This is a genomic window from Bdellovibrionota bacterium (assembly GCA_040386775.1).
In the GTDB taxonomy this organism is placed as follows: domain Bacteria; phylum Bdellovibrionota; class Bdellovibrionia; order Bdellovibrionales; family JAEYZS01; genus JAEYZS01.
Genome location: JAZKEU010000013.1, coordinates 19563 through 41690, shown reverse-complemented (window position 1 = coordinate 41690; position 22128 = coordinate 19563). Strand labels below are relative to the sequence as shown.

Sequence of the window (22128 nt, the reverse complement as noted above, 5' to 3'; positions counted from 1 at the left end):
AGACCATCACCGATCCGTGAAGTGTCATCACCTGATTGTAAACATCAGGAGAAATGAACTGCGTCCCTGGCATCATCAATTCCAATCTCAATAATAGAGCGAACATTCCACCGATAAAAAACAAAAGCATCACTGTGATGAAATACATGATTCCAATTCTCTTATGATCGAGAGTTGTTAACCAAGACCACAAACCTTTTTCTGCATTCAGGTAATTTGTACCTTCTACGTGACCGTGTGCCATTTTAGCCTCTTCCTTATTTCAACGTCTTTAAATATTCGACAATTTCATTAATCTCATCTTCTGTAATCAAGCCTTGGAATGAAGGCATAATCACGCCTTGGAATCCGGCTACATATTTTTCCTGAGGATTTAATATAGAGCTGCGAACGTAGCCTTCATCAACCAATGCAGATGAACCATCAGAATGTTTTACCGTCGATCCCCAAACTGCTTTAAGGGAAGGACCCACTTTAATTGAGCCATCAGTTGAGTGGCAAGCCACACAGCCTTTAGAAACAAAGTGATCTTTACCAAGCTCTGCAGGAGTCATTGTTGATTTATCTTTTTTAATCCAAACATCGTATTCCGCTCTAGTCACTACACGAACTTTACCGATCATGCCTGAATGGGCAGTACCGCAAAACTCTGTACAGAATAGTTCGTAATCTCCAAGCTTATCTGACTGAAACCACATCTTAGATCTCTTTCCAGGAACCACGTCTTGTTTCACGCGGAAACTTGGAACGTAGAAGCTGTGGATTACATCGACAGAAGTCATGTTCAGAACCACTGGCGTTTCTACAGGAATAACCAATTCATTAGTTACTTTTTTCCCAGTAGAATAAGTCATGTCCCATGCCCACTGCCTTCCTGTGATACTGATCTCCATCGCATCTGCAGGGAATGTTCTCATTTTGCTGTAAACGTGCCAGCCCCAATAGAACATACCTAAGAATATAACAAGAGGTATGAAGCTCCAGATAAATTCCAGCAAGTGGTTGTGCGAAATGTGCGCTGTTTTATCGTTATCAGAACGACGCTGGTACTTAATGATGAAAAAAGTCATTCCACCTAGCAAAATTATGCAGGCAAGCACACTCGACCAAACTGTGAAGTCGAATAACAAGTCTACTTCTTTTGCGATCGTCGATCCTTGTATCGGCATGTAAGACATTACTGAATTTCTCCCTTACTTAGATTCCTTTAGCATTCTTCTCCAGTTTGGAATTAAGAAAGCTAAAAAAATGAGCAAGCAAATAGCTGCTCCATATTTCATAATATTAAATGCATAAAACGCGTATGTTCTTTTATTTGGATCGTACTTGAAGCACATCAATACCAAATGATCTACGATCTCACCGATCTTACCACTGGATGCTTCTACCATTGAAAGTCGAATTGTTTTTGGATCAAAAGATATTCCATGAAGGTAGCGAGAAATTTTGCCCTCAGGAGTAAGCACGATGGCTGCCGAAGAGTGGGCATATTGCTGAGAAGCCTCATCCCACTTATAACCAAAGCCCACTTGTTTTGCTAAAGCCTTAATCTGCGAGTCCTCACCAGTTAAAAAATGCCATCCCGATGCACTTTCTTTTCTACCGTAAGCCTCTATATAAGATTCTTTTTTTCCTGCTGCTAATTTATAGTCTTCTTTAGGCTCAATAGAAACAGACAGTACCTCAAATTTATCCCCAACAGCCCAGTCCAAACCTTTGAGCCCGTCGTTCAATCCATTCAAGTGCATATTGCAAAGACTTGGACAGTTAAAATAAACCAAAGATAAAATGATTGGCTTATCCTTATTATAATAGTCACCCAATGTTACTTTTTTGCCAGTGTCATCCGTAAAAATTAATCCTGGATCCACTGTTGCACCGTTTTGCTCTTTGATTCCAACGTTTTCTAATTCTCTTGGCACTTCATTGGATACCGCGCCAACTTGCTTCCAAGGAGCATTAGCATTTTCTGCAAATGCAAAGCTTGAAGCAGCGAGAGACACTGCTACAAAAACCTTAAAATGTTGGGCCGACGATAGTTTTTTCATGTTTTTAAATTACGCGCCTTCTTTGAAAAATTGCTTCCAGTCCGATCTTGAAGTTGAAGGAAGATTTGTATTGAGCGATCTTAAGTAATGTACGATATCCCATCTTTCGTCTTCTCTGATGTGATCAATCTTCATGATCCCTTGCTCAGTATTTCCCTTTGAAATCATTCTGAAAATTTCGAGCTCAGTTCCTTTGTTAGGGAGATCTCCGCTCTTAAACATTTCTAAAAATTTATCTGTTTTTCCCTCTTGGTAGAAGAATGCACAATTCAGTTTGTAGCTTGCTTCTCCGCGAGCGATAGCCTCAGGAGTGCTCTTGATCCAAACTTCTTTTCTCTCAATATATTGTTCTTTTGTAAGACCGATCGCAGGAGTTTTGGTTTGATCTACTGGTCCTGGCTGAAATGCTAAAACGTAAATAAAAAATACTGTTGTGGCTGCCATACATCCAATAAAAGCAATCATCCCTGTCCAGTTTGCATGTGGATTTTTTGTAATCATCGTTGCTCCTCAAAGCATAAATCTAAAATGTGCGACCCTTGTCCGCGCAAAATTGCAGTCGAAGTTATGAGCTCCGAATATGCTCTGTAAATTTGCCCTATCATTTCGTTGTCATGTAGAGATTAAGATGAAACATTCCACAATAAAATTCAAGGTTTGATTCTAAAGAGTGAAACATTTAGCAAAAATCATCCAGCGCAAAAATCAGCTATCGAAGATCGGACTTCCATTTTGTGCTGTGCAGCTCCGACGTTTCGTTCAAGTGATCAAAACTGTAGTAGTGCTTTTTAAGCCACAGCTTTAGTTGCTTATAATCTGGGCAAAATATAGCAACTTCATTCCAAAAACGCTTTGAATGATTCGGATGTTTTAAATGCGCAAGTTCATGGATTACTACGTAATCAATAACATTGATGGGCGCTGAAATGAGTTTCCAGTTTAGCTGAATACTGCCCGACGGCGAACAGCTTCCCCAAAGAGTGCGCTGTTTTCTGAGCGATACCTTGGTCGGCTTAAGACCTGTGATTTCAGCAAGTTCTTTCACTCTTTTTGGCAAAACCCTTTCAGCAGCTTCTTGATAAAATTTAAGAATGTTTTTTCGGAATTGAGGATGTGGGTATTTTGCAAAATCATCCTTCCAAATTTTTGTAGGAACTTTGAGGATTAAATAAGGTTTTTTAATTTCAACACCGAATTTTCCATCTGTTTTTTCGTACTTTAGAAAATAATTTTCGCCCAAAAATCTATAAGCTTCTCCCTCGATAAAACTCAGTTGAGGGTACTGAGATTGAATAAAAATTGTTTTTTCTAAACACTTTTTTAACCAAGCTTGGTTGCTATCAATAAAACCGTGTACGCGAGAAAGATTTTCCGATTTTCCAAGCCTCACTACTACCGTCGAATTGGGCAGAATTGAGACCTTAAAGCCCCTCATGCGAGGCACTCTTTCGAGTTTGATTTTTAGGTTGATTTTTACTTCGCTTTTAAGACTCATTTTCACCCTGATGCGCAGCTTCATTTTAACGCTATCGCATCTCTCTAATAATTAATGACAGGTCCAAATATTCTTGAATATATGTCAATTGGTTGGTCCTGTACAATGCACGACTCTATGAAACCCGCCAGGTCCGGAAGGAAGCAACGGTAATAGAGACGTCATGTGATACGGGGCCAGCCACTTACTAAACATTATTTAGTACTAAATATTAGTGGCACCAATCTTAAAAGGACAAAGATGTCTTATCAAGTCATTGCAAGAAAATATCGTCCGCAGTCCTTTCAAGATCTAGTTGGTCAAGATCACATCAGTCAAACTTTAATCAATGCTTTAAAAGCTGACCGCTTTCCGCACGCACTTTTGTTTTCTGGAACACGCGGAGTTGGAAAAACCTCTTCAGCTCGTGTTTTAGCCAAGACCTTGATCTGTCCCAATTCTCAAGATTTCAAACCTTGTAATCAATGTACTGCCTGCCAAGATATCACTAACGGCTCTCACATGGACGTTATTGAAATTGACGGAGCATCCAACAACGGTGTGGACTCAATTCGCGAACTTCGTGAGACCGTCGGATATATGCCATCGAGTGGAAAGTTTAAAGTTTACATCATCGATGAAGTTCACATGCTTTCGACGAGTGCCTTCAACGCACTTTTAAAAACTCTCGAAGAGCCTCCTGCTCATGTGATTTTCATCATGGCGACAACAGAAGCTCAGAAAATTCCAATTACAATTTTATCTAGATGCCAGAGATTTGATTTTAGAAGAATTTCTACAAGACTCATTCAAAGCCACCTTGAAAAAATATGTAAGGCTGAGAATGTGAAGTTTGATCAAGAAGCTCTTTGGACACTTGCAAGACTTGCAGATGGCTCAATGAGAGATTCTTTGAGCTTACTAGATCAAGTGATTAACTTTACAAACGCTCAAGTGACTTTAGAAAAAGTAACGGACGTGCTAGGAATCACAGATAGAAATCTTTTGGCTTCCACTCTAAAATCTTTAATCGATCGTGATCTCAGTGCGATTGTGCAAACTATCGAAAAGATTTTTTCATCTGGCTATGATCCTATTGTATTCTGTCAGAATCTCTTAGAAGAAATTAGACACTTATTATTCGTGAAAGTTTCCGAAAAGCCAACGGAGCTTTTGGATTTGTCGGATGGTGAAATTCAAAGTTTAAAGCAATTAAGTTCAAACGTTTCTCAAGAAGATGTTCATCTTCTTTTTGATATGTGCCTGAAGGGTGCTCAAGATCTTATGCGCGCTCAGAGCCCAAGAATTGTTCTTGAGATGTTACTTATGAGAATGGCCCAGGCGCCGAGAATTGAAGATATTGATAGCTTTGTTTCTGGTGGACAAGATAAACCCATCACAAAACCTTCAGGACCAACACGCGTAGAGCATAAACCTGTAGATAGTAAATCAGCGATTGCGCAGGCACTTCAGGCTACTAAGGCTTCCGCGGTCGAAGTTAAAAAATCACATTCTACTCTATCTTCGTCGACCTTGGTTTCGGACGTTAGAGTACTAACGCCCGACCTTGGGGATTCTAAAAGATCGGATGTTGGCACTCCAACATCCGAAACTTCCATCGTTTTTAACAAAGATAAATCATTGTCTGAGAATTGGATTTCTTTTGTTGAGAGATCGAAAAAAATTGTTCCTAGCGTTGGGGCCTTGCTTGAACACTCGGCTCTTTCTTATCTTGATGGGAATAGAATGGTTTTGAGTGTTCCCGAAAAAGAAAAATTCTTCTACGAACAATTGAAGGATTCAAAACAAGCACTCAAGGTGAAAGATTTAGTACAAAAAATCTGGAATTTGAATGTTCATTTGACAGTGCAAACTCATGTGGAAACTGAGGCGACAACAGTCTCCCCTCAGGCTGTGAAAATACAACAAGAGAAAACTAGCGCCCAACAAACCCGAGAACAGGTTGAAAACCATCCCGCAATTCAAAACTTACAAAAAACTTTTAAAGGCAAAATACACAACATTCGAGAATTATAGGAGATATCCAGATGAAGAATTTCCCAGGTGGAATGCAAAGTTTCATGAAGCAAGTTCAGCAAATGCAAAATAAAGCTGAAAAAGTACAAAATGAACTCAAAGAACGTGAGTTTGACGGCACCGCGGGTGGCGGAGCGGTTAAAGTAAAGGCCAATGGGTCTTACCAACTCACCTCAGTAATCATTGACCCTGCTGTTTTTAAAGACGGTGATGCCGAAATGCTTCAAGATCTCGTGATCACGGCAGCAAATGATGCTTTAAAAACTGCAAATAAAACAACCGAAGACGAAATGTCTAAACTTACTGGTGGAATGAAAATCCCAGGAATGTTCTAATACACTCATGACAGAATTAAAATCTCTTAAGAGACTCATCAATGAATTTTCAAAACTTCCGGGCATCGGCGAAAAAACAGCTCAGAGATTGGCTTACTTTGTTCTAAAGAAGGGAAATGTCTTTTCTCAATCTTTTGTAGAAGCTATTCAAGAAGTAGAAACACAGATCCATACCTGTCACCAGTGCTTTAGTTTTACGGAAAGCGAAAGTCTCTGTAACATTTGTGAAAATCAAAAAAGAGATTCTACAAAAATTTGTGTGGTCGAAGAGCCTTTCGACATCATGAAAATTGAATCTTCACAGTCTTTCCACGGTCTCTACCATGTTCTTCACGGAACGATTGCCCCCCTAGAAGGCGTGCAACCTGATCACTTGAAGATCAGAGAATTGATGGAAAGAATCGATAAATCTTCTACCAAAATCCAAGAAGTGATTTTGGCTTTAGATGCGGATATCGAGGGCGACACAACAGCTCTTTATCTCACTAAACTTTTGCACGCTAAAGAAGTTAAAGCGACAAGACTTGCCTACGGAGTTCCTTTTGGCTCCGATATTGATTATATTGATAAAAGAACTTTGGGTAAGGCCATTGAGAATCGCGTGGAGCTTTAATGTCGTTCATCAATAAGAAAGCTAAGGAAATTCACTGCAAAATAGTTTATTACGGCCCTTCTCTGGGTGGCAAAACTACTAACGTACAATGGATTTACCACAAGACTCAAACCGAACAAAAAAATAAGCTCATCACTCTCAACACAAATAATGAGAGGACTTTGTTCTTTGACTTTCTACCTCTCAATGTAGGCGATATTAATGGTTACAAAACAAGATTTCATATCTACACCGTCCCCGGACAAGTGGTTTACGATGCCTCGAGAAAGCTAATCTTAAAAGGTTTAGATGGCATTGTTTTCGTAGCTGATTCTCAAAAAGAACGCATGGAAGAGAACATTGAGTCTATCAAAAACCTCAAAACAAATCTAAAGCAACAAGGCTATGACATTGAAAAAGTTCCACTTGTCATTCAATACAATAAGAGAGACCTTACGAACGCAGTTCCAATTCAGGAGTTAAGATACGCACTCAATCTTTACAACTCTCCTGACTTTGAAGCCGTGGCCTCAACTGGAGAAGGTGTAGAAGAAACATTTGTGACTATAGCCAAAAAAATCGTCACCATCCTTAAAGGGAACGAAGCCTAGCCGGAATTATCCTAAAGATAGGTAATCTATGTTGGACATTAGACAAGAAATTTTAAATCTCAAGAAAGAAAAGGGTGCCTTAATCTTAGCGCACTTCTATGAGGATGGAGAAATTCAAGAGCTTGCGGATCATGTGGGCGATAGTTATTTTTTGGCTGAGACTGGGATGAATAGTGATGCAAATATTATTCTTTTGGCTGGTGTGGTTTTCATGGGTGAAAGTGTAAAGATCCTTTCCCCTGACAAGAAAGTAATTGTTCCAGATTTAAAGGCAGGATGTTCGCTTGTAACTTCTTCTCCTTTTGCCAAATACAAAGCCTGGAAAGATGCTCACCCAAACTCTGTAATGATGACTTACATCAACTCAAGTGCCGAAGTAAAATCAATCTCTGATGTTATATGTACGTCTTCTAATGCCGAGAAAATTTTGAAAGCTATTCCTAAAGATAAAACTATTCTTTTTGGACCTGATAAGAACCTTGGGGGATGGTTATCTAAAAAATATGGTCGGCCCATGGAGCTCTGGGAAGGGACTTGCGAAGTGCATGTTCTCTTTACAGCTAAAGAACTTTATAAATTAAAAACTGAAAATCCAGATGCCGTGGTCATTGCACATCCAGAATGCAATCCTGATGTATTGGAATACGCTGAGGTTATAGGATCCACATCAAGATTACTCAAAGAAGTGGAAACAAACCCTGCGAAGAAATTTATAGTGGCGACAGAGGATGGAATTTTCCATCAAATGAAAAAATTGCGTCCAGATGTAGAACTGATTCAAGCCCCGACAGGAACTCACTGCGCCTGTAATCAATGTCCTTACATGAAACTCAATACCTTAGAGAAAATAAGAAACAGTCTTGCAACATTATCCCCAGAAGTAAAACTAGCGCCAGAAATGATTAAAAACGCGAGGGTTTCACTTCAAAGAATGGTAGATATCACCCAAGGAAAATCAGTCACTTGGGACTGATCACCAAATCTTAACCAAATTAATCAAATCATTTTAAGACAGGCTCTTAACTTTGGTCTAGGCTGGCCGATAAGCTTTATGTGTAGAGAAACATAGTACAAGTTTGAGGTAAGTAATGAAGAAAACAGCAGCACAAAAAAAGAAGTCAACCCCACTTAACGACTCTCCTGGCAGAGTAGCCAAAAGAAAACAGGTGGGCTCAATCCCGGTTTCTAACCTTACGAACTTATCTCATTTCGAGTCGATTGCTAGGTTTGGACATCTTATAGATGCTTCCTCCACAGGGTTCTTAATACTTATTGATAGAGAAGATTTGGTGCCCAAAGGCTTAAGACAAAACCTCTCCCTTCAATCCATTGAGGGAGAGCCAATTATGCTGATGATCAATCCGATGGAACTTGAAATCAATGGCCACATTGCTAGAACAAGATATGTGGGCAAAGGAATATTTGAAATCGCCGTCGATTTTTCTCAAGACGCGCCGGAATACTGGAGAGAATGTCTTTTTGATCTTCTGCCAAGCTCTGTTGTAACTAGCGAAGAAGAATGATAGTCCTATCTCCCTAATTGGAGATAGTTCGCGTGAGCAGTCAAAAACAAATACTCGAGATGTTGTCCGTTCCCCATAAGGATAGAGATATTCAATGGGAAGCTAATTTTCTTAAAACCCTTCCAGCTGCAAATATTTCTTTGATGGCCCAAGCACCTCAAGCTGGACCCGATCAATTTCCTTATATGTTTATTGAAATCAAAGAGGATAGCACAGAGCCTGCCATCAATCTCTTGAAGTGGATTTCCGAAAATGGAATCGGCCTCGCTATCAATCCTACAAAAAGCTTTCCTGATTTCGTTCTGACTTATGGAATGATTTGGAATTATATTAAAAATGGACTTTTCCTAGAGAACTCTCTTCCAAAAGCGCACGCTCATAGTGATAGTCATGATCCAAATCACAAACACGGACCGAATTGCAATCATGGTCACTCTCATGAACAAGAACAAAGTATTGAAGCTGGCGTAGAGTTTTATATAGGCGCTCCAAGCGAAGGATTCTTACCCAAGCCTGTACGCACGGTCTTAAGAGAGTTTTTAAAACAACAGGGAGTTATGGCTCCTAAAATCATTATGATTTCTCCAGACAAGGTTAAATTTGATCTCTGCTTCTCCATTGAATCTTTTGGAAGTCCAAAGGCTGAAGAACATGAGGGAATTTTACAAGCTTTGTCATGGTTTTTACCTGCCCATTACAGCCTTGCATTCGTCTCAGAAAACGGGATACCTTCATTCGAAGAACTATAAAATAAAGGATTCTACGAATGGCTAAATTTCTTTTAATTATTCTAGCAACGATGTTTGTTCAAAATTTGCAGGCACAGAACTTGGTGGGTTATACTTTTTCTGTAGAGAATAAATCGAGTCCATTTCAGCTAGAATTAAATCCTTTCGCTACTGATGGCTGTACAAAATATAAAGATGGAACAAAAGAAAACCCTACTCTCTGGCAACATTGCTGCATAGACCACGATGCTTCTTATTGGTTGGGCGGGACAGAGGCTGAAAGATTAAAAGTAGATCAAGATTTTTTTGCTTGCATTAAGGCTACTGGAGATTCTTCTCCTGCAAGAATTATGTATTTAGGAACAAGAGCGGGTGGCGGTCCATTGGGGCAAAACACTTATCGCTGGGGCTTTGGATGGAATAGAGTTCGAGATTACAAAACTCTGACAACCGAAGAAAAAAATATGGCCTATGCGATGTACGGCGAAAACCTTCAAACTCTTAAAAAAGAAATCAGTGAAAATAAATTCCCAGTCGTTATCCCTGAAAACTATAACTATGTCTCACCATTCCCATATTCATTCTGCGAAGAAGAAATCATCAATCATTTGTCGCCCATCCTTACTCGTCAAACGACCGTGACAAAATTTGATGATTTTGAAATCGGATCAACTTACGTGATCAAAATTGGTTTAGATATCTGTGACGATGCACTAGAGTTTCATTTTACAAGCAAAACAAACCCTAAAACTTGCAAGCAAGATTATGCTTACTCTAAAAGCATGAATAAGTTTTCTGAGGTGCAAGTTTCAAACAAATGCTTAAAGAGAATCAAAGGCCTGAAGTAGTTACCAATCTTTATTGGTTCTAGATTTTTTCACTTCAGATCTAATTTTCTTGGATTTGATTCGTTTTTCTTTTTGAGACCGCGAAGGCTTAGTGGGCTTCCTTTTTTTATGCACAAAAAGAGCTTTTTCTATTAAGGAATCTAATTTTTCTAAACATCTTTTTTTGTTTTTTTCTTGGTCACGGTGTTCTTCCGAGCGAATAACAACTTCCGATTCTTGATTCAATTTGAGTTTAGTTTGTAGTTTTACTTTTTGATCTTCGGAGAAAGCAAGAGTTGCATCTACATCCCAGCGCAAGATTGCCGCAGAATTAGTTTTATTGACGTGCTGCCCTCCTGGCCCACCACTTCTGGCAAACTCGAAAGTAAATTCATTGTATGGAATTCTGCTCACCCACTTCATAACTCTATTATTAATTAATCTTTAAAAATGTCTATCTTTAAAACTCCATCACAAATTTTCCGTTACCACCTTCCCAAGAAAGGTCGTCGACATCTAAGGTTCCAGCCAACTTTAAATAAGCTTGGGAATTAAATCTAGCGGTCCAGAATACATTCCCACGATGATTGATTTCTGTATCTTTTTTCGAAACAGGATCTTTTTTATCTGTATGATGAATATCAATGTCATAGCCGAGAGACCAAAATCCCGCGGAGTCTTTGTCTTTATTAAAGTGAAAAGTGGCGTAGGGAACCACATCCAAATATCGAGCAATACCCGTTAATAAATTAGCATCTCGATAAACAATATAGGAACCTGAATCCAATTCAAATTGTTCAAAGTTTATATTGTTATAATTCAATTGTAGTTGATTACGCTTTAAATCGAGAGTGCTTATGGGAGTATCCGTTGATAATACCTCCTTGAGGTCGTTGCGATGATCCAACTGATAAAATAAAGCGAGAGTTTCAGATTCACTGATGGGGTTAAGATATCGCAAAGTGCCCATCCATCTTTGATATTCGTAATTTATATCTTGAGTAGGAAATATCCATTCCACGGAAGTCTCGTTGAGAAAACCATATTCGAAATATTTTATTTTTCCAAATTTCTCTTTTGTGTAGCGACCTACAAATCCAAATGTATAGGGTTTCTTATTGAATCTATCATCTTGAGAGTTCCTTTTATTTCGATCAAATTGTACCATGTTATAAAAAAATTTAACTTCATGATTCAGTTGAGGCAGATAGGAAAAAGAAAATCCAACGTTGTCATTCACTTTAGAAAAATCTAACTCTGCAAAAGCTGAAAAGTGGATTTTCTGTAAGGGCTTAATAACAAATTCTGCTACTGAATGAGCTTGAGAATTTTCGAAGTCTTTTTGTTCTAAATAGTTGTATTTGAAATCAATCTTATCCGTTAATTTTTGCTTAACCTTTAGGCGCGCATCTTTCATAAACTCTCTACGACTTAACGATCCGAGTGAGATTAGGAACTGCTTATCGGTTTCTTGGAACAAAACTTCTTCTGTAGGCGTAATGGAATATGTCAGTATATCTGACGTGTATTCTGAGTCTATTTTGTCAAAATAATCAGGTACTTCCATCTCTTTTTCGGAAAAAGATCGATATTCATATTGTCTGTCAAAAGATGCAAAGCCTGGCACTGTAATTAAGAGAATAAGGATATATAGATAAAGCATATATATTTTCATACTTTTTATTAATCCTACTGGGATAAAAGCTACAACAAAAATTTACCTATTAAGATATCTACAATAATGTTGACTCAAATACGCCTCTTAAATAGCTTCACCCTAATGAAATTTGTGGGGACAATTCTCGTATACATTCTATTACTCTGCCCGGTGCTCGGCTGGGGCTCTGCGCGCATTGATGATATCAGAGCTCTTAAGACTGATAGCCCAAGTCTCCTAAATTCATATTTAGAATTGATGGAAAGAGAAAAACTCATCCACCAAACTGATATTCGCCTTAAAAAAAGAAAACTTCTAAAAAGAAACGGCGGCCTTTGTGCCTTCACAGCTCAAGTGAATGCCATACAAGCTGTAAGCCAGTACTATGGCGTTTCAAAAAGTAAATTCCTCCAAAGACCTGATTATTTTTTATTTGAGATCATCGAAGAAGCTAGACGATTTATGGTTCAAGACCCTCGCTACGAAGGAGCATTTCTTTCGGATGTTGATAAATACACAGAAGAGGTTCTTGAGGAGCATGGTTTGGATGGAATTATCCGACTTGATTATACGGATAAAAAAGTGGATTTAGATCCTACTCAATTCAAAAATTACTCTTGGAAACTTCGTGTTCTTGGAATGTTGAGTGAGAATGGTGAAGAGGGCCACACTGTGGTTGCTCTAAAAATTGATAAAAAAAATGAAATCATTTACATCTCCGATCCAAACTACCCGAATAAAGTGATCGAGACCCCATTTAAAAAATCTAAAAAAGGTTTAGAACTCTATCTATCTGAAGATTTCCCTGGTTTCCAGCCAGCAATCGTAGACGAAATGATCGAAGTGAATGTCCTTAGAGATCGTGATATCGAATAATGCCACACATTCGTTTAAAATGTATTTCTGAAAAAAATGTTAAAAGTTTAAGTAAAACCTTACCCAAAGAACTAGCTAGGGCCATGGATACCAGTGAAGATAATTTTTCTTTTGAGCTGGTTCCCAATACTTTCTATACGAACGGCAAATCTACAAAATCGTATCCATTTATAGAAGTGCATTGGTTTGAAAGATCACAAGACATTAAAGTGAAATCCACAAAGATCATTACAGACCAAATCAAAGCTCTAACAAAGGCTAAAGACATCGTTGTAGTCTATATCCCCATTGAAAAATCAGATTATTTTGAGAACGAAAAAAATTTTTAGAGAAAAAGAATTTCAACTTTAGATTTGTGGCAAAGAACTGAAGATCCATTATCAAATTTTAATTTGATGGCTTTTCCAGAGTTTAGAATAGAAAGTCCGCTGACCTCTTTATCTTGATTAGAAATATCATGGAACTGAGCTTTCATTTTTTTGAGATCAAGAGTACTTTCGTCTTCGCAATGATATTTAGCATCCGGCAGGGCCGAATAAGAAACAGAGCAAATTAGCAAACCAAAAATCAACCCCAAAGCTTTCATATGCCAAACATAATTCCAACTCAAAAATCACGCAACTTGCAACTCTCAAATTGTAATATTTCAACGCTTATCTAAAGGCTCTCTTTTACTTTTGATTTACCAAGAATTCTTAAAATTTCGTGCTTTGCTTTTTCACTACTAAAATTTTCCTTGGTTAGGATACTTTCCATTTTATTATTAAGTCTTTTCTTATCTTCTTCGGTCAGGTCCTTTGCTGTCACTATGATTACAGGAATATCTAACCAGGCCTCATGGCTTTTGATTTTATCTAAAACTTCAAATCCATCCATATCTGGCATCATTAAATCCAAGAATATAATTTCAGGTTTATTACTTTTTAAGAATTCAAGCGCCTCTGCTCCACTATCAACAGTTTTTACATTCCAACTCTCTTGAACAAGAGATCTTTCCATAACTTTTCTGTTATTCTCATTGTCATCTACCACCAAGGCCAAACACGGGGGGTTTTTGCATCTGTAGTTAAGAAGCAATCGTAAAAACCTTTCGTTATCGACAGGTTTTTGTAAAAAGTCAGCAGCACCTATCGTGTAAGCTTTATTCTTTTCTTCCGTTGTAGTGCTAATAATAATAGGAATGCCTGCCAATTCTTTGTCGCTTTTTAAAATAGACATAACATCCCACCCGCTTAAATCCGGCAAAGTAATATCTAAAAGGATAAGATCAGGTTTATTTTTTCGGGTTGATTCAATTCCTTCTTTCGCATTATAAGCACTTAAGATTTCTACTCTAAATTCTTCAAGATTCTTAGTAAAAAGGTCATGGACAAAAGCTTCGTCATCGATGATCAGAATTTTAAATTTTTGTAAATCATCTTTTGAGCTGCCCTTGTTTTCAATTTTATTTTTTAAGTGATGATCCAAAGACAATGGCAGTATCATAGTAAATGTAGCGCCTTTGCCCAACTCACTTTCCACAAATATTTTTCCGCCCATCAGTTCTACAAAGTTTTTACTGATATGCAATCCTAACCCAGTCCCTCCGTATTTCCTTGTGGTTGAAGTATCGGCCTGCGTGAACGGGTTAAATAATTTAGCAATCTGCTCAGCAGTAATACCGATTCCCGTATCCGAAACGGAAATTCTTACGGCAGGCAACCCATTGATAACCTCAGGAAGTATTTTTAACGCTACCGTTCCGTTTTCTGTAAATTTGCAGGCATTGTTGATCAAATTTAATAAAACCTGCTTAAACTTAGTAACATCGGAAGTCATTTCTGTTAGAGACTTTTCTATCTCTACGCTCATTTGGTTATTTTTACTCGCAGCAAATGGTTTAATCAGCGAAACTATCTCTTCAACTTCTTTTTCTAAATTAAAATTTTCAACATAAAGCTCAACTTTCCCTGATTCAATTTTAGCGATGTCTAGAACATCATTGATCAACGACAAAAGGTGCTTCCCGGCCTTCTCAATCTCGCCAAGATCTTTTTGATAATCCAAAATTCCTTTTTTATGGAAAGATCTTCTGAGTAATTGCGTATACCCCAAAACTGCGTTCATCGGGGTTCTCAGTTCGTGGCTCATATTAGATAAGAATTCAGACTTTGCCTCGTTGGCTTTTTCTGCGGCATTTTTGGCACTCGTAGTTTCTTCTTCACGCTTTTTAATAACCTCGACCATCTTTTTAAACTCAATTTTTAAATTCAATATTTCCGAAATCTCTGAGCTTGAAATTGGTATGTTTGCAATATTTTGCCACTCACTATGTGCAGTAATTTTGCTGATGAATTTTAATAAGCTATTGATTGGCCCTGTAACGTCTTTTTGAAAAAATCTAGCCAACAAAACAGATATCCCCACTGCAAAAACAAATACTGCAAAAGTAAACATAGCAATTGAAAGGTATATGTCATGCAAATATTTTTTTGTATACTTGATATAAAGCGTCCCAAGCTCGTCATTTAAAGCTTTGATTTTTTCAGAAAATATAAAGTCTTGTTCATTGATTTGATTTACTTTTCCATCGCCCCTAAAATCTTCGAGGTAAGTTATTTTTTCTCCAGATTTTTTTTCTAAAACCGCTCCCAGAAAGTTAGGGTCAGCATTCAATACAGAAAGAGTATTCTGTATTTCATCATTGTCATTGAACATCATGGGAGTCTTTAAGTTATGTGCGACAATCTTGACAGTTGCATTAATCTGCTTTTCGTAGAGACTGGAGACTTCATTAACAATGTAATATACGGCAACTGTTGAAATAAATAATATTACAACCAATACGTTCAGGAGCTGCATCCTGATAAGTCTAACTTGCAAGCTACTTGCTTTACTCATGCTTTACTCAACTGAAAATCCTTTTAATTAATGCTTAATTATTCTTTAAAAAGGTAGTGAGGTCTACATAAACCTTTAAATAAAATTTATATATTTAAATAAAAGATATTGGGTTAGACTTTTGAAGCGGGACAAATATCCCGCCAAAGACATTTTTAAAGTTATTTAAGAAATTGTTTGCTTAATTAGAGTTTCTTCTCGAAAATTTATTTATCAAAAAATAAAAGCATGGGAGCTTTCATGAATTTTAGAATTGTATTTAATGTTTTGTTATTTATGAGTTTGTTTTCAACAGCCACTTACGCTCAGGACGAAGCCCCGGCAAGTCCTCCTACTGCAGCTGCTGATGATTTCAGCGCCCTTTCGCTGGAAGACCTTATGAAAATTGAAGTAGCTCTACCATCTAAAAAAAAACAGTCTCAACAAAACGCAGCCGCAATTGTCTCGATTGTAACTAGAGCGGATATTGAGCTCTACGGAATGAGAGACCTCTCTGATGTTTTGAGACTTGTCCCCGGCTTTGAATTTGGTATGGATAGTTTTGCGAACGTAGGATTGGGTTCTCGTGGACTATGGGTTCATGAAGGAAAAGCGCTCATTATGATTAATGGTGTTATGGCTAACGATCTTGGCTATGGCAACGTGAATTTTTTGAGTACTTTCCCAGCCGCAATAATTGAAAAGGTTGAAATCATTCGCGGACCCGGCAGCGCCGTGTACGGAGGTCTAGCAGAAGCCAACGTAATCAATGTTATCACACGTTCAGGAAAGGACCTTGATGGCGTAGTTGTCAATGCGAACATGGGATCCATGGGAGGCGAGCTTACTAAGAGTGGAAATCTAGCCTATGGTAAAAAAACAGAGGACATGGAATACTCACTCCATTTTGGTAAGTCTATGCGTCCTTTTTCAAGCAAAAAATGGAGTGATTTTTATGGGGGCAGTATCGATCTCGACACGGCAAACAGCGGTCGTTATTGGCAGCATCTCATTACCGAAATGAAGTTTAAAGACAACCTTACCATTCGTTACAATCAATTCTCTTTAGACTTTGGATCTCAAAGTGGCTATGGTGCCGTCGTTCCGCCTCTAAACGGAATGTATACCGAGAGATTGAATGTCGTGAATCAAGGGTTGGATATTCAGTACACAATACCCGTTAACTCTAAAATCAGTCTTATACCCACACTCACCTACATGGAGGGGGTGCCCATGGGAGCTGCGACTCACCCAAATATCCAATTGGATCCCGCGGTACAAGAGTTTAATGGCCCAGGCAATACTATAAAAAACTATAAGGCCGAATTAAAAGCCAACTACGACCATGAAGACTCACAACTATCTATCGGCGCAGGATACGCCATGGATTGGGCCGAAAGTATCAGCACAAATGGAGATCCAGGACTTCACACTTCACCAACAGAAAATAAATTCGAAGTGGGCAATGAATCAAATTATGCTTTTGCACAGTGGCTTCAGACGATGGGGAAATTTAATTTAACAGCAGGCGGACGTTACGAGGACACTGTCTTTGGAGATGCCTTTGCTCCTAGAGTAGGAGTTACCTATACTGATGGTGATTTCAACTCTAAATTACTCTATGGCCAATCCTACCGCGTTCCTCTAACCTTCCAGGCGTATACAAGATTAAGTGCTACAGATCCCAATGCTCTAAATCCAGAAAGCTCAGAAACATGGGAATACGAACTGGGTTATTTATTACAAAAAAACCTTTCAGCAAAACTTAATATTTTTTATTTAAAAGTTAAAGATGTAATCACTTACGTTGGCGCACAAAATCTATATGCGAACCAAGGGGAAATGATAAGCGAAGGCGTTGAGGGTGAAGTGCAGTATCGCCTTCCTAATGTCGGAGGTTTTTTCAATTTCTCTTATGTACAACCACGATCTGAAAGTTCTTCTGCCTATATCACAGCGGACAAAGAGCATCTTTTGGGTTTACCGAATTTAAAATTAAATTTAGGTGCTTATTATATTTGGAATGACTTTCAATTCGGTCCTTCATTGACATATTTATCAACTCGCTATGGGCAAACTGAAGTATCTGCAAACAGCGGTAACACCGATTTCAGCTATAGATCCTTTGATGCTATTATCTTGACCAACCTTAGCATCAACTGGCGCGAAGTGGCCAAGGACATTGACTTGAGATTCACCGTGCATAATATCTTTGATGAGGATTACCTTTTGGTTCAACCTTATTATGGTGGGCATGCACCAATGCCAGCCTATGAACGCGAATTTATGCTAAATCTTGAAGCTCGTCTGTAGAATTTTATAAAAATTGGGAGATCTGTTTTGAAATCCAGCATAAAAAAATCTTTTGTAACTCGCACAGCATACATTTTTTTTGTTTTGTTTATTGCTATGGTATCGAGTTCACAAATACGTGCGGAAAGCCTAGCAGATCTCGATAGAGTGCAAGCCGCGTTCATTTACCAATTTACAAACTACATTGAATGGCCAGAGTCGAAGAAAGAAGAGAGTGCGGATTTCAATATCACGGTACTCGGAAACTCGTCTATCTTTCAGCACTTATCGGAAATTTCTAAGAATAAAAAAATTAGAGACAAAAAAATCAATTTACACCAAGCTCAAAGTTTAGCCGACCTCAAAGACAGTCAATTGGTCATATTGGTTTTCACCGAAGAGAAAATTTTAACCTCTCTGGTGAAGAAAACCAAAGGATCTTCTACTCTTATTATTAGCAAAGAAAAAGGGTTTGCCGAAAAAGGTTCTATGATTAATTTTTTCCTAGAAGACGGTAAACTAAGATTTGAAATGAACAGAGAACGAATCGAGTCTGAAAAGCTAAAGGTTAGCTCTCAACTTTTAAAGTTAGCAAAATTAATTTAATATTTTTATTTAAGATATTTATTCATTAGATCAATCAAAAGCATAAAATCAATTGGTTTGCCGTGGAAATCATTGCATCCAGCGTCCATGGCTTGTTTCTTTTGGTCAGGCATAATTCCTGCCGTCAGAGCGATAATAGGAATATCTTTTGTGTTTGGATTTGATCTAATTTTTTTTGTGGCATCAATTCCAGACATGATTGGCAAATTTATATCCATGAGAATAAGATCTGGCTTTCCACTCTCAGCGACTGCAACAGCCTCTTCCCCATCTTTTGCAAACAGAATCTCAAAATTCTCATCTGTGAGAAACTCTGTCATAATAGCAATATTTGTTGCATTATCTTCTACCAAAAGAATTTTACGTGCCACGATCTACCTTCTCTGATTTACTTTTCTATATTCTTAATATCCTAATCTCTTCACTCTCGCTGTTGATACTGTCTTTTGTCAAGAGAGCTTGGCTAAAGCCTAGTTTTAACCAAATATGCTTAAATTAAATCCGTTTGGGAGCGTACTAACAGTAAGAGAGTTCGGAGCAGTGTTATGAAAGGACTAGCCTATCTCTATATTCTGCTATTCGGAAAATTCGCCATGCCCAGTTATTCGAAGAGTAGACATCTTTTTAACGGCTAATTGGGCAGTGTTCTGATCACTATTAAGCAATGCTGTTTGTGCATCTACGATGGCCAGCTGTAATTCTAAAACTAAGTGGAGATATCTCAGCTCCGCTTTTCTCTGTTTTGACTCCGGCATACTAGCGATCATCGGTGGACGCAGTGAAAGCGCCTCATAAACGAGGCTTTCCAAATCTTTAAGATTCTGAATGGTTTCGGGATTTTTGCTCGCATCAGCGACAGTCTGTGAAATAACTCTAAATATTGGTCCAATCTCTTTCATCACGCTTTTCAAATCCCTTGCTGGCTGCGGGATGGCGTCCTGAGAAAAACCGAAAGAAGGAAACACTAAAAAAATGATTAAAAATAATTTAGGCATGGAAATCTCCTGCGACGGGAAAATGGTAGGGGATGCCGGGCTCGAACCGACGACATCCACCTTGTAAGGGTGGCGCTCTACCAACTGAGCTAATCCCCTGAAATAAGCATCTAAAAAGATTGTTAGGCGCTAATTAGGAAAGAGAGTTTTAAGATAAATCCTCTCAATTGTCGAGCATGATTTGAAGGAAAATTAAGATTCCCCTCAAATCATGTAAAGTCTAATAAATACGTATATTTACTATCTCTCTCTGGTTTTCTTAATAACGAAAGGCTGCGGAGGAGAAAGCTTATCATTGCTATCTAGGACCCTTACGGATGCCCACATCTGCTGAGTTTTACAAAGCTCTGAGAAGTCAGTGCTGTTATCAAATAAAGCGTCTGAACATAAATTGGCGATTTTAATCTCTACATAGTTTGTCGGATCGGCAATATATCTTAGGTTTGCCGTAAGAACTTTGTCGCTCCCCACAACGCCCAATCCATCTGCAATAACTTTTTTATTTAAGCCGAGCATTTGAACAAGGATAGTCCCATCTTCTAATACACCCTTAAGCGGTCTCAATCTAAAGATTTTTTTCTTGAGCTCATCTTTCCAAACTCCTTTACCGTCATCTTTTGGGAAATCGATAACCTTACCAATCGGAAATGGCATATCTCCGCCAGATGTCCTCTGCGCAAAACTTAGTGAACTCATCAGCGAGATAGCAACAGCAATAATAAACAACTTCATAATCATCTCTCCTCTACATTCAATCTTACTCGGGATGCTTTGTTGAAAAAGTATCCACTCTTTGCGCGAAATATATACTTCGGCTTGTTATAGTCTGGCTCAATCATTTTTCTTAATCTTTTAATGGTAACGTAAATCTTATTGTCATGGATTACAGGAGAATATTCTTGATTCCAAATTTTCTTAACAATGGCTTCCTTAGAGAAGGTCTCTCCTGGATATTTCATAAAGAGGTGAAGAAGCTCTAAAAGGATAAATTGGTTGTTGAAGTCTACTTTCCCTTTTTTTCTTTCAGTGACTGAGTTGCTGATAAGATCAAAAATCAAATCGTATTCGTCCTGATTAGACACACCTATTTCCAACAATCTTTTTTCAGTATCTTTTGCTAAACGAACAAAACTATTCGCATCGATAGATTTTTTAAGCAATTGCAAATAAATTTTTGCAAGCTCCACGTCGCCTTGTTCTTTGTAAGTCACGCCAATGGCATACAAAAGCTGTAAATAGAAATAATGATTCTTTTCTGTTTTCAAATAGTCGTAACACTCCCAGAGAACCTCTAGAGATTGTTCATGCCTTCCTGTTTTTCTTAAGATTACACCATTTAAAATTTGGGATGAGATTTTGAGTTCTGGAAGAGACAATACTTCAAAAAATACTTTTAGATTGTAAAGTTCCTGGAGAGCCTCTTGATATTTTCCCAATTGAGAATAAGTAATTGCAAGGCCAGCTATAGCATAACACATGTCTTTTTTGTTTTCATTTTGAAGGCCTAGAGTCAGTGCTTTTTGGAAATAATCTAAAGCTATGTCGTATTGCCCTTTGTAGGCACCACAAATGCCCAGCGTGTAGTAGGTATAAGATGACATTTCAAAATCATCATTCATTGCAATGTCTTGAAGTTTTTCTTTTGTAGATTGAATTTTTGCCGCATCTTCTTGTTCTGCGTAAATTCTTAATAGATCATTTAGACACTTTAAATAATCATCATATCTTTTGGATTCGAAATAATCCTGAGACAAAGGTTCAAATTTAGCAATAGCATTATCAAAATCACCACGATCTCTATATAGCTTTCCTAACTCGTAATCCTGTTCTAAATTTTTAGAGTCTAAAATCTTAGACATCAGTCCCTACCCCACACCTTCAACTTATAATCCTAAATTACTCTCTTTTCCAAACAGGCAAGTCACCTAGCTCTTCTGCTGGATTCTTGCCTAATAACATTAGATTTTCTTTTTCTGCATTAAAAAAATCCTCTTGATGTTCTTGAGCCTGCTCATAAGAAAGTTGAGCCCCTCCTTCGCATGGAGAATACGGATCAAAAGCTGCATCATCGCAAATTGAAAATTGTTTTTTTGCTGGCCCCATAAGAGCAGACCATTGCTGAACCGTTAAAAGATTATTAGGCTCAAGGGCAGGATCAAAAATATAAATCGTTCCCTGGTGACCGTAAGCAACGGCAACATGGTACCACCAAGTGACTACCCCTTGAGATGAATTCTTTGATTCTACAACCAAGTTTCCAAAAATAAAAACCTTCGAAGGTTTTGAAAATCCTTTAAGTTCTAATCTTTGCGCAGCTACTTCTGCTCTCGCATAACAACCATCGTATGGATAGAGCCAAGTTGGTCTTCTGGCAAATCCTGTGTCGTCTCTCATAAATCTTTCGTCTCGAACTTCGGAAAAAGCTTTGTTGATATCTCCATGGCTCCAAGGTGCTACGGAAGACATAATGATTTCTGAAGTTCTTGCAGAATAAGCATCTGTATTTTTTAAAAATTTATGTTTTAGATTTCGAAGATTGAATACTTTTCTTGCAGCATCTTGGTAGTCTTGATCTGGATGTCTTATAGCAGAAACTTGCGCTGATACATTGATACTGAATATGCTTAAAAGTAGAACAAATAAGATCGCTTGCTTCATGAATTATCCC

Annotated in this window: 26 protein-coding genes, 1 tRNA gene and 1 other RNA gene; 13 read left to right on the top strand and 15 right to left on the bottom strand. The window is 38.0% G+C overall.

Annotated elements, in window-relative coordinates:
• The 5 genes from V4596_08220 to V4596_08200 form a co-directional block, all read right to left on the bottom strand.
• The coding region (locus V4596_08220) for a cbb3-type cytochrome c oxidase subunit I (protein MES2769115.1) at window positions 1-244 on the bottom strand (244 nt) is incomplete at its 3' end.
• A 13-nt stretch (window positions 245-257) separates the two neighbouring features.
• The gene (coxB, locus tag V4596_08215) at window positions 258-1178 is read right to left on the bottom strand and encodes a cytochrome c oxidase subunit II (protein ID MES2769114.1); all 921 of its coding nucleotides are present in this window, start codon (window positions 1176-1178) and stop codon (window positions 258-260) included.
• A 15-nt stretch (window positions 1179-1193) separates the two neighbouring features.
• Window positions 1194-2048: an SCO family protein gene (locus V4596_08210; protein ID MES2769113.1), complete on the bottom strand. Its 855-nt coding sequence runs from the start codon at window positions 2046-2048 to the stop codon at window positions 1194-1196.
• A 9-nt stretch (window positions 2049-2057) separates the two neighbouring features.
• Window positions 2058-2549: a hypothetical protein gene (locus V4596_08205; protein ID MES2769112.1), complete on the bottom strand. Its 492-nt coding sequence runs from the start codon at window positions 2547-2549 to the stop codon at window positions 2058-2060.
• A gap of 208 nt (window positions 2550-2757) precedes the next feature.
• Entirely contained in the window at window positions 2758-3543 is a 786-nt protein-coding gene (locus V4596_08200; GenBank protein MES2769111.1) for a SprT family zinc-dependent metalloprotease, read from the bottom strand.
• An 89-nt stretch (window positions 3544-3632) separates the two neighbouring features.
• Between V4596_08200 and ffs the strand changes: the two genes are divergently transcribed.
• The 9 genes from ffs to V4596_08155 all read left to right on the top strand — a co-directional run bounded on the left by ffs (window position 3633) and on the right by V4596_08155 (window position 10196).
• An RNA gene (gene ffs / locus V4596_08195) (signal recognition particle sRNA small type) lies at window positions 3633-3729 on the top strand.
• 54 nt (window positions 3730-3783) lie between these two features.
• Complete coding sequence (gene dnaX / locus V4596_08190) at window positions 3784-5559, top strand: DNA polymerase III subunit gamma/tau (GenBank protein MES2769110.1); 1776 nt, start codon at window positions 3784-3786, stop codon at window positions 5557-5559.
• Window positions 5560-5570: 11 nt separating this feature from the next.
• Window positions 5571-5894 (top strand): YbaB/EbfC family nucleoid-associated protein, encoded by a 324-nt coding sequence (locus tag V4596_08185; protein ID MES2769109.1) that lies wholly within the window; start codon window positions 5571-5573, stop codon window positions 5892-5894.
• A gap of 7 nt (window positions 5895-5901) precedes the next feature.
• Entirely contained in the window at window positions 5902-6507 is a 606-nt protein-coding gene (recR, locus tag V4596_08180; protein MES2769108.1) for a recombination mediator RecR, read from the top strand.
• Window positions 6507-7097, top strand: coding sequence for an ADP-ribosylation factor-like protein (locus V4596_08175; GenBank protein MES2769107.1), 591 nt, complete (start codon window positions 6507-6509; stop codon window positions 7095-7097). The genes recR and V4596_08175 overlap by 1 nt, the downstream gene beginning before the upstream one ends.
• Before the next feature lie 28 nt (window positions 7098-7125).
• Window positions 7126-8070 carry a quinolinate synthase NadA gene (gene nadA, locus V4596_08170; protein MES2769106.1) on the top strand — a complete coding sequence of 315 codons (945 nt, stop codon included), beginning with the start codon at window positions 7126-7128 and terminating at the stop codon, window positions 8068-8070.
• A 115-nt stretch (window positions 8071-8185) separates the two neighbouring features.
• Complete coding sequence (locus V4596_08165; protein ID MES2769105.1) at window positions 8186-8620, top strand: hypothetical protein; 435 nt, start codon at window positions 8186-8188, stop codon at window positions 8618-8620.
• Between the two features lie 32 nt (window positions 8621-8652).
• Window positions 8653-9369 carry a hypothetical protein gene (locus V4596_08160; GenBank protein ID MES2769104.1) on the top strand — a complete coding sequence of 239 codons (717 nt, stop codon included), beginning with the start codon at window positions 8653-8655 and terminating at the stop codon, window positions 9367-9369.
• Window positions 9370-9386: 17 nt separating this feature from the next.
• Window positions 9387-10196 carry a hypothetical protein gene (locus V4596_08155; GenBank protein ID MES2769103.1) on the top strand — a complete coding sequence of 270 codons (810 nt, stop codon included), beginning with the start codon at window positions 9387-9389 and terminating at the stop codon, window positions 10194-10196.
• On the opposite strand, the gene arfB is transcribed toward V4596_08155, so the two are convergent.
• Both arfB and V4596_08145 read right to left on the bottom strand, forming a co-directional pair.
• Complete coding sequence (gene arfB / locus V4596_08150; GenBank protein ID MES2769102.1) at window positions 10197-10598, bottom strand: alternative ribosome rescue aminoacyl-tRNA hydrolase ArfB; 402 nt, start codon at window positions 10596-10598, stop codon at window positions 10197-10199.
• Window positions 10599-10635: 37 nt separating this feature from the next.
• Entirely contained in the window at window positions 10636-11850 is a 1215-nt protein-coding gene (locus V4596_08145; protein MES2769101.1) for a hypothetical protein, read from the bottom strand.
• A gap of 105 nt (window positions 11851-11955) precedes the next feature.
• Between V4596_08145 and V4596_08140 the strand changes: the two genes are divergently transcribed.
• Window positions 11956-12708 carry a hypothetical protein gene (locus V4596_08140; protein ID MES2769100.1) on the top strand — a complete coding sequence of 251 codons (753 nt, stop codon included), beginning with the start codon at window positions 11956-11958 and terminating at the stop codon, window positions 12706-12708.
• A complete protein-coding gene (locus tag V4596_08135) occupies window positions 12708-13037 on the top strand; it encodes a DUF1904 family protein (protein MES2769099.1) in 330 nt (109 codons plus the stop codon). Before V4596_08140 ends, V4596_08135 begins: the two co-directional genes overlap by 1 nt.
• On the opposite strand, the gene V4596_08130 is transcribed toward V4596_08135, so the two are convergent.
• Window positions 13034-13294, bottom strand: coding sequence for a hypothetical protein (locus V4596_08130; GenBank protein MES2769098.1), 261 nt, complete (start codon window positions 13292-13294; stop codon window positions 13034-13036). The genes V4596_08135 and V4596_08130 overlap by 4 nt on opposite strands.
• Window positions 13295-13365: 71 nt before the next feature.
• Entirely contained in the window at window positions 13366-15588 is a 2223-nt protein-coding gene (locus V4596_08125) for a response regulator (protein ID MES2769097.1), read from the bottom strand.
• Window positions 15589-15828: 240 nt separating this feature from the next.
• On the opposite strand from V4596_08125, the gene V4596_08120 reads away from it, so the two are divergent.
• Together V4596_08120 and V4596_08115 are read left to right on the top strand one after the other, a co-directional pair.
• Entirely contained in the window at window positions 15829-17880 is a 2052-nt protein-coding gene (locus V4596_08120) for a TonB-dependent receptor plug domain-containing protein (protein ID MES2769096.1), read from the top strand.
• Window positions 17881-17907: 27 nt separating this feature from the next.
• A complete protein-coding gene (locus V4596_08115; protein ID MES2769095.1) occupies window positions 17908-18465 on the top strand; it encodes a YfiR family protein in 558 nt (185 codons plus the stop codon).
• Window positions 18466-18470: 5 nt separating this feature from the next.
• Here the strand turns inward: V4596_08115 and V4596_08110 are convergent, their stop codons facing one another.
• The 6 genes from V4596_08110 to V4596_08085 form a co-directional block, all read right to left on the bottom strand.
• Window positions 18471-18836, bottom strand: a complete 366-nt coding sequence (locus V4596_08110) for a response regulator (GenBank protein MES2769094.1) — start codon at window positions 18834-18836, stop codon at window positions 18471-18473.
• A 204-nt stretch (window positions 18837-19040) separates the two neighbouring features.
• Window positions 19041-19460, bottom strand: a complete 420-nt coding sequence (locus V4596_08105; protein ID MES2769093.1) for a hypothetical protein — start codon at window positions 19458-19460, stop codon at window positions 19041-19043.
• Window positions 19461-19483: 23 nt separating this feature from the next.
• A tRNA-Val gene (locus tag V4596_08100) sits at window positions 19484-19559 on the bottom strand.
• 141 nt (window positions 19560-19700) lie between these two features.
• Window positions 19701-20192, bottom strand: a complete 492-nt coding sequence (locus V4596_08095) for a hypothetical protein (GenBank protein MES2769092.1) — start codon at window positions 20190-20192, stop codon at window positions 19701-19703.
• Window positions 20193-20194: 2 nt separating this feature from the next.
• Complete coding sequence (locus tag V4596_08090) at window positions 20195-21319, bottom strand: winged helix-turn-helix domain-containing protein (protein ID MES2769091.1); 1125 nt, start codon at window positions 21317-21319, stop codon at window positions 20195-20197.
• 37 nt (window positions 21320-21356) lie between these two features.
• Window positions 21357-22118 (bottom strand): protein-glutamine glutaminase family protein, encoded by a 762-nt coding sequence (locus V4596_08085; GenBank protein ID MES2769090.1) that lies wholly within the window; start codon window positions 22116-22118, stop codon window positions 21357-21359.
• Window positions 22119-22128: the final 10 nt, after the last annotated feature.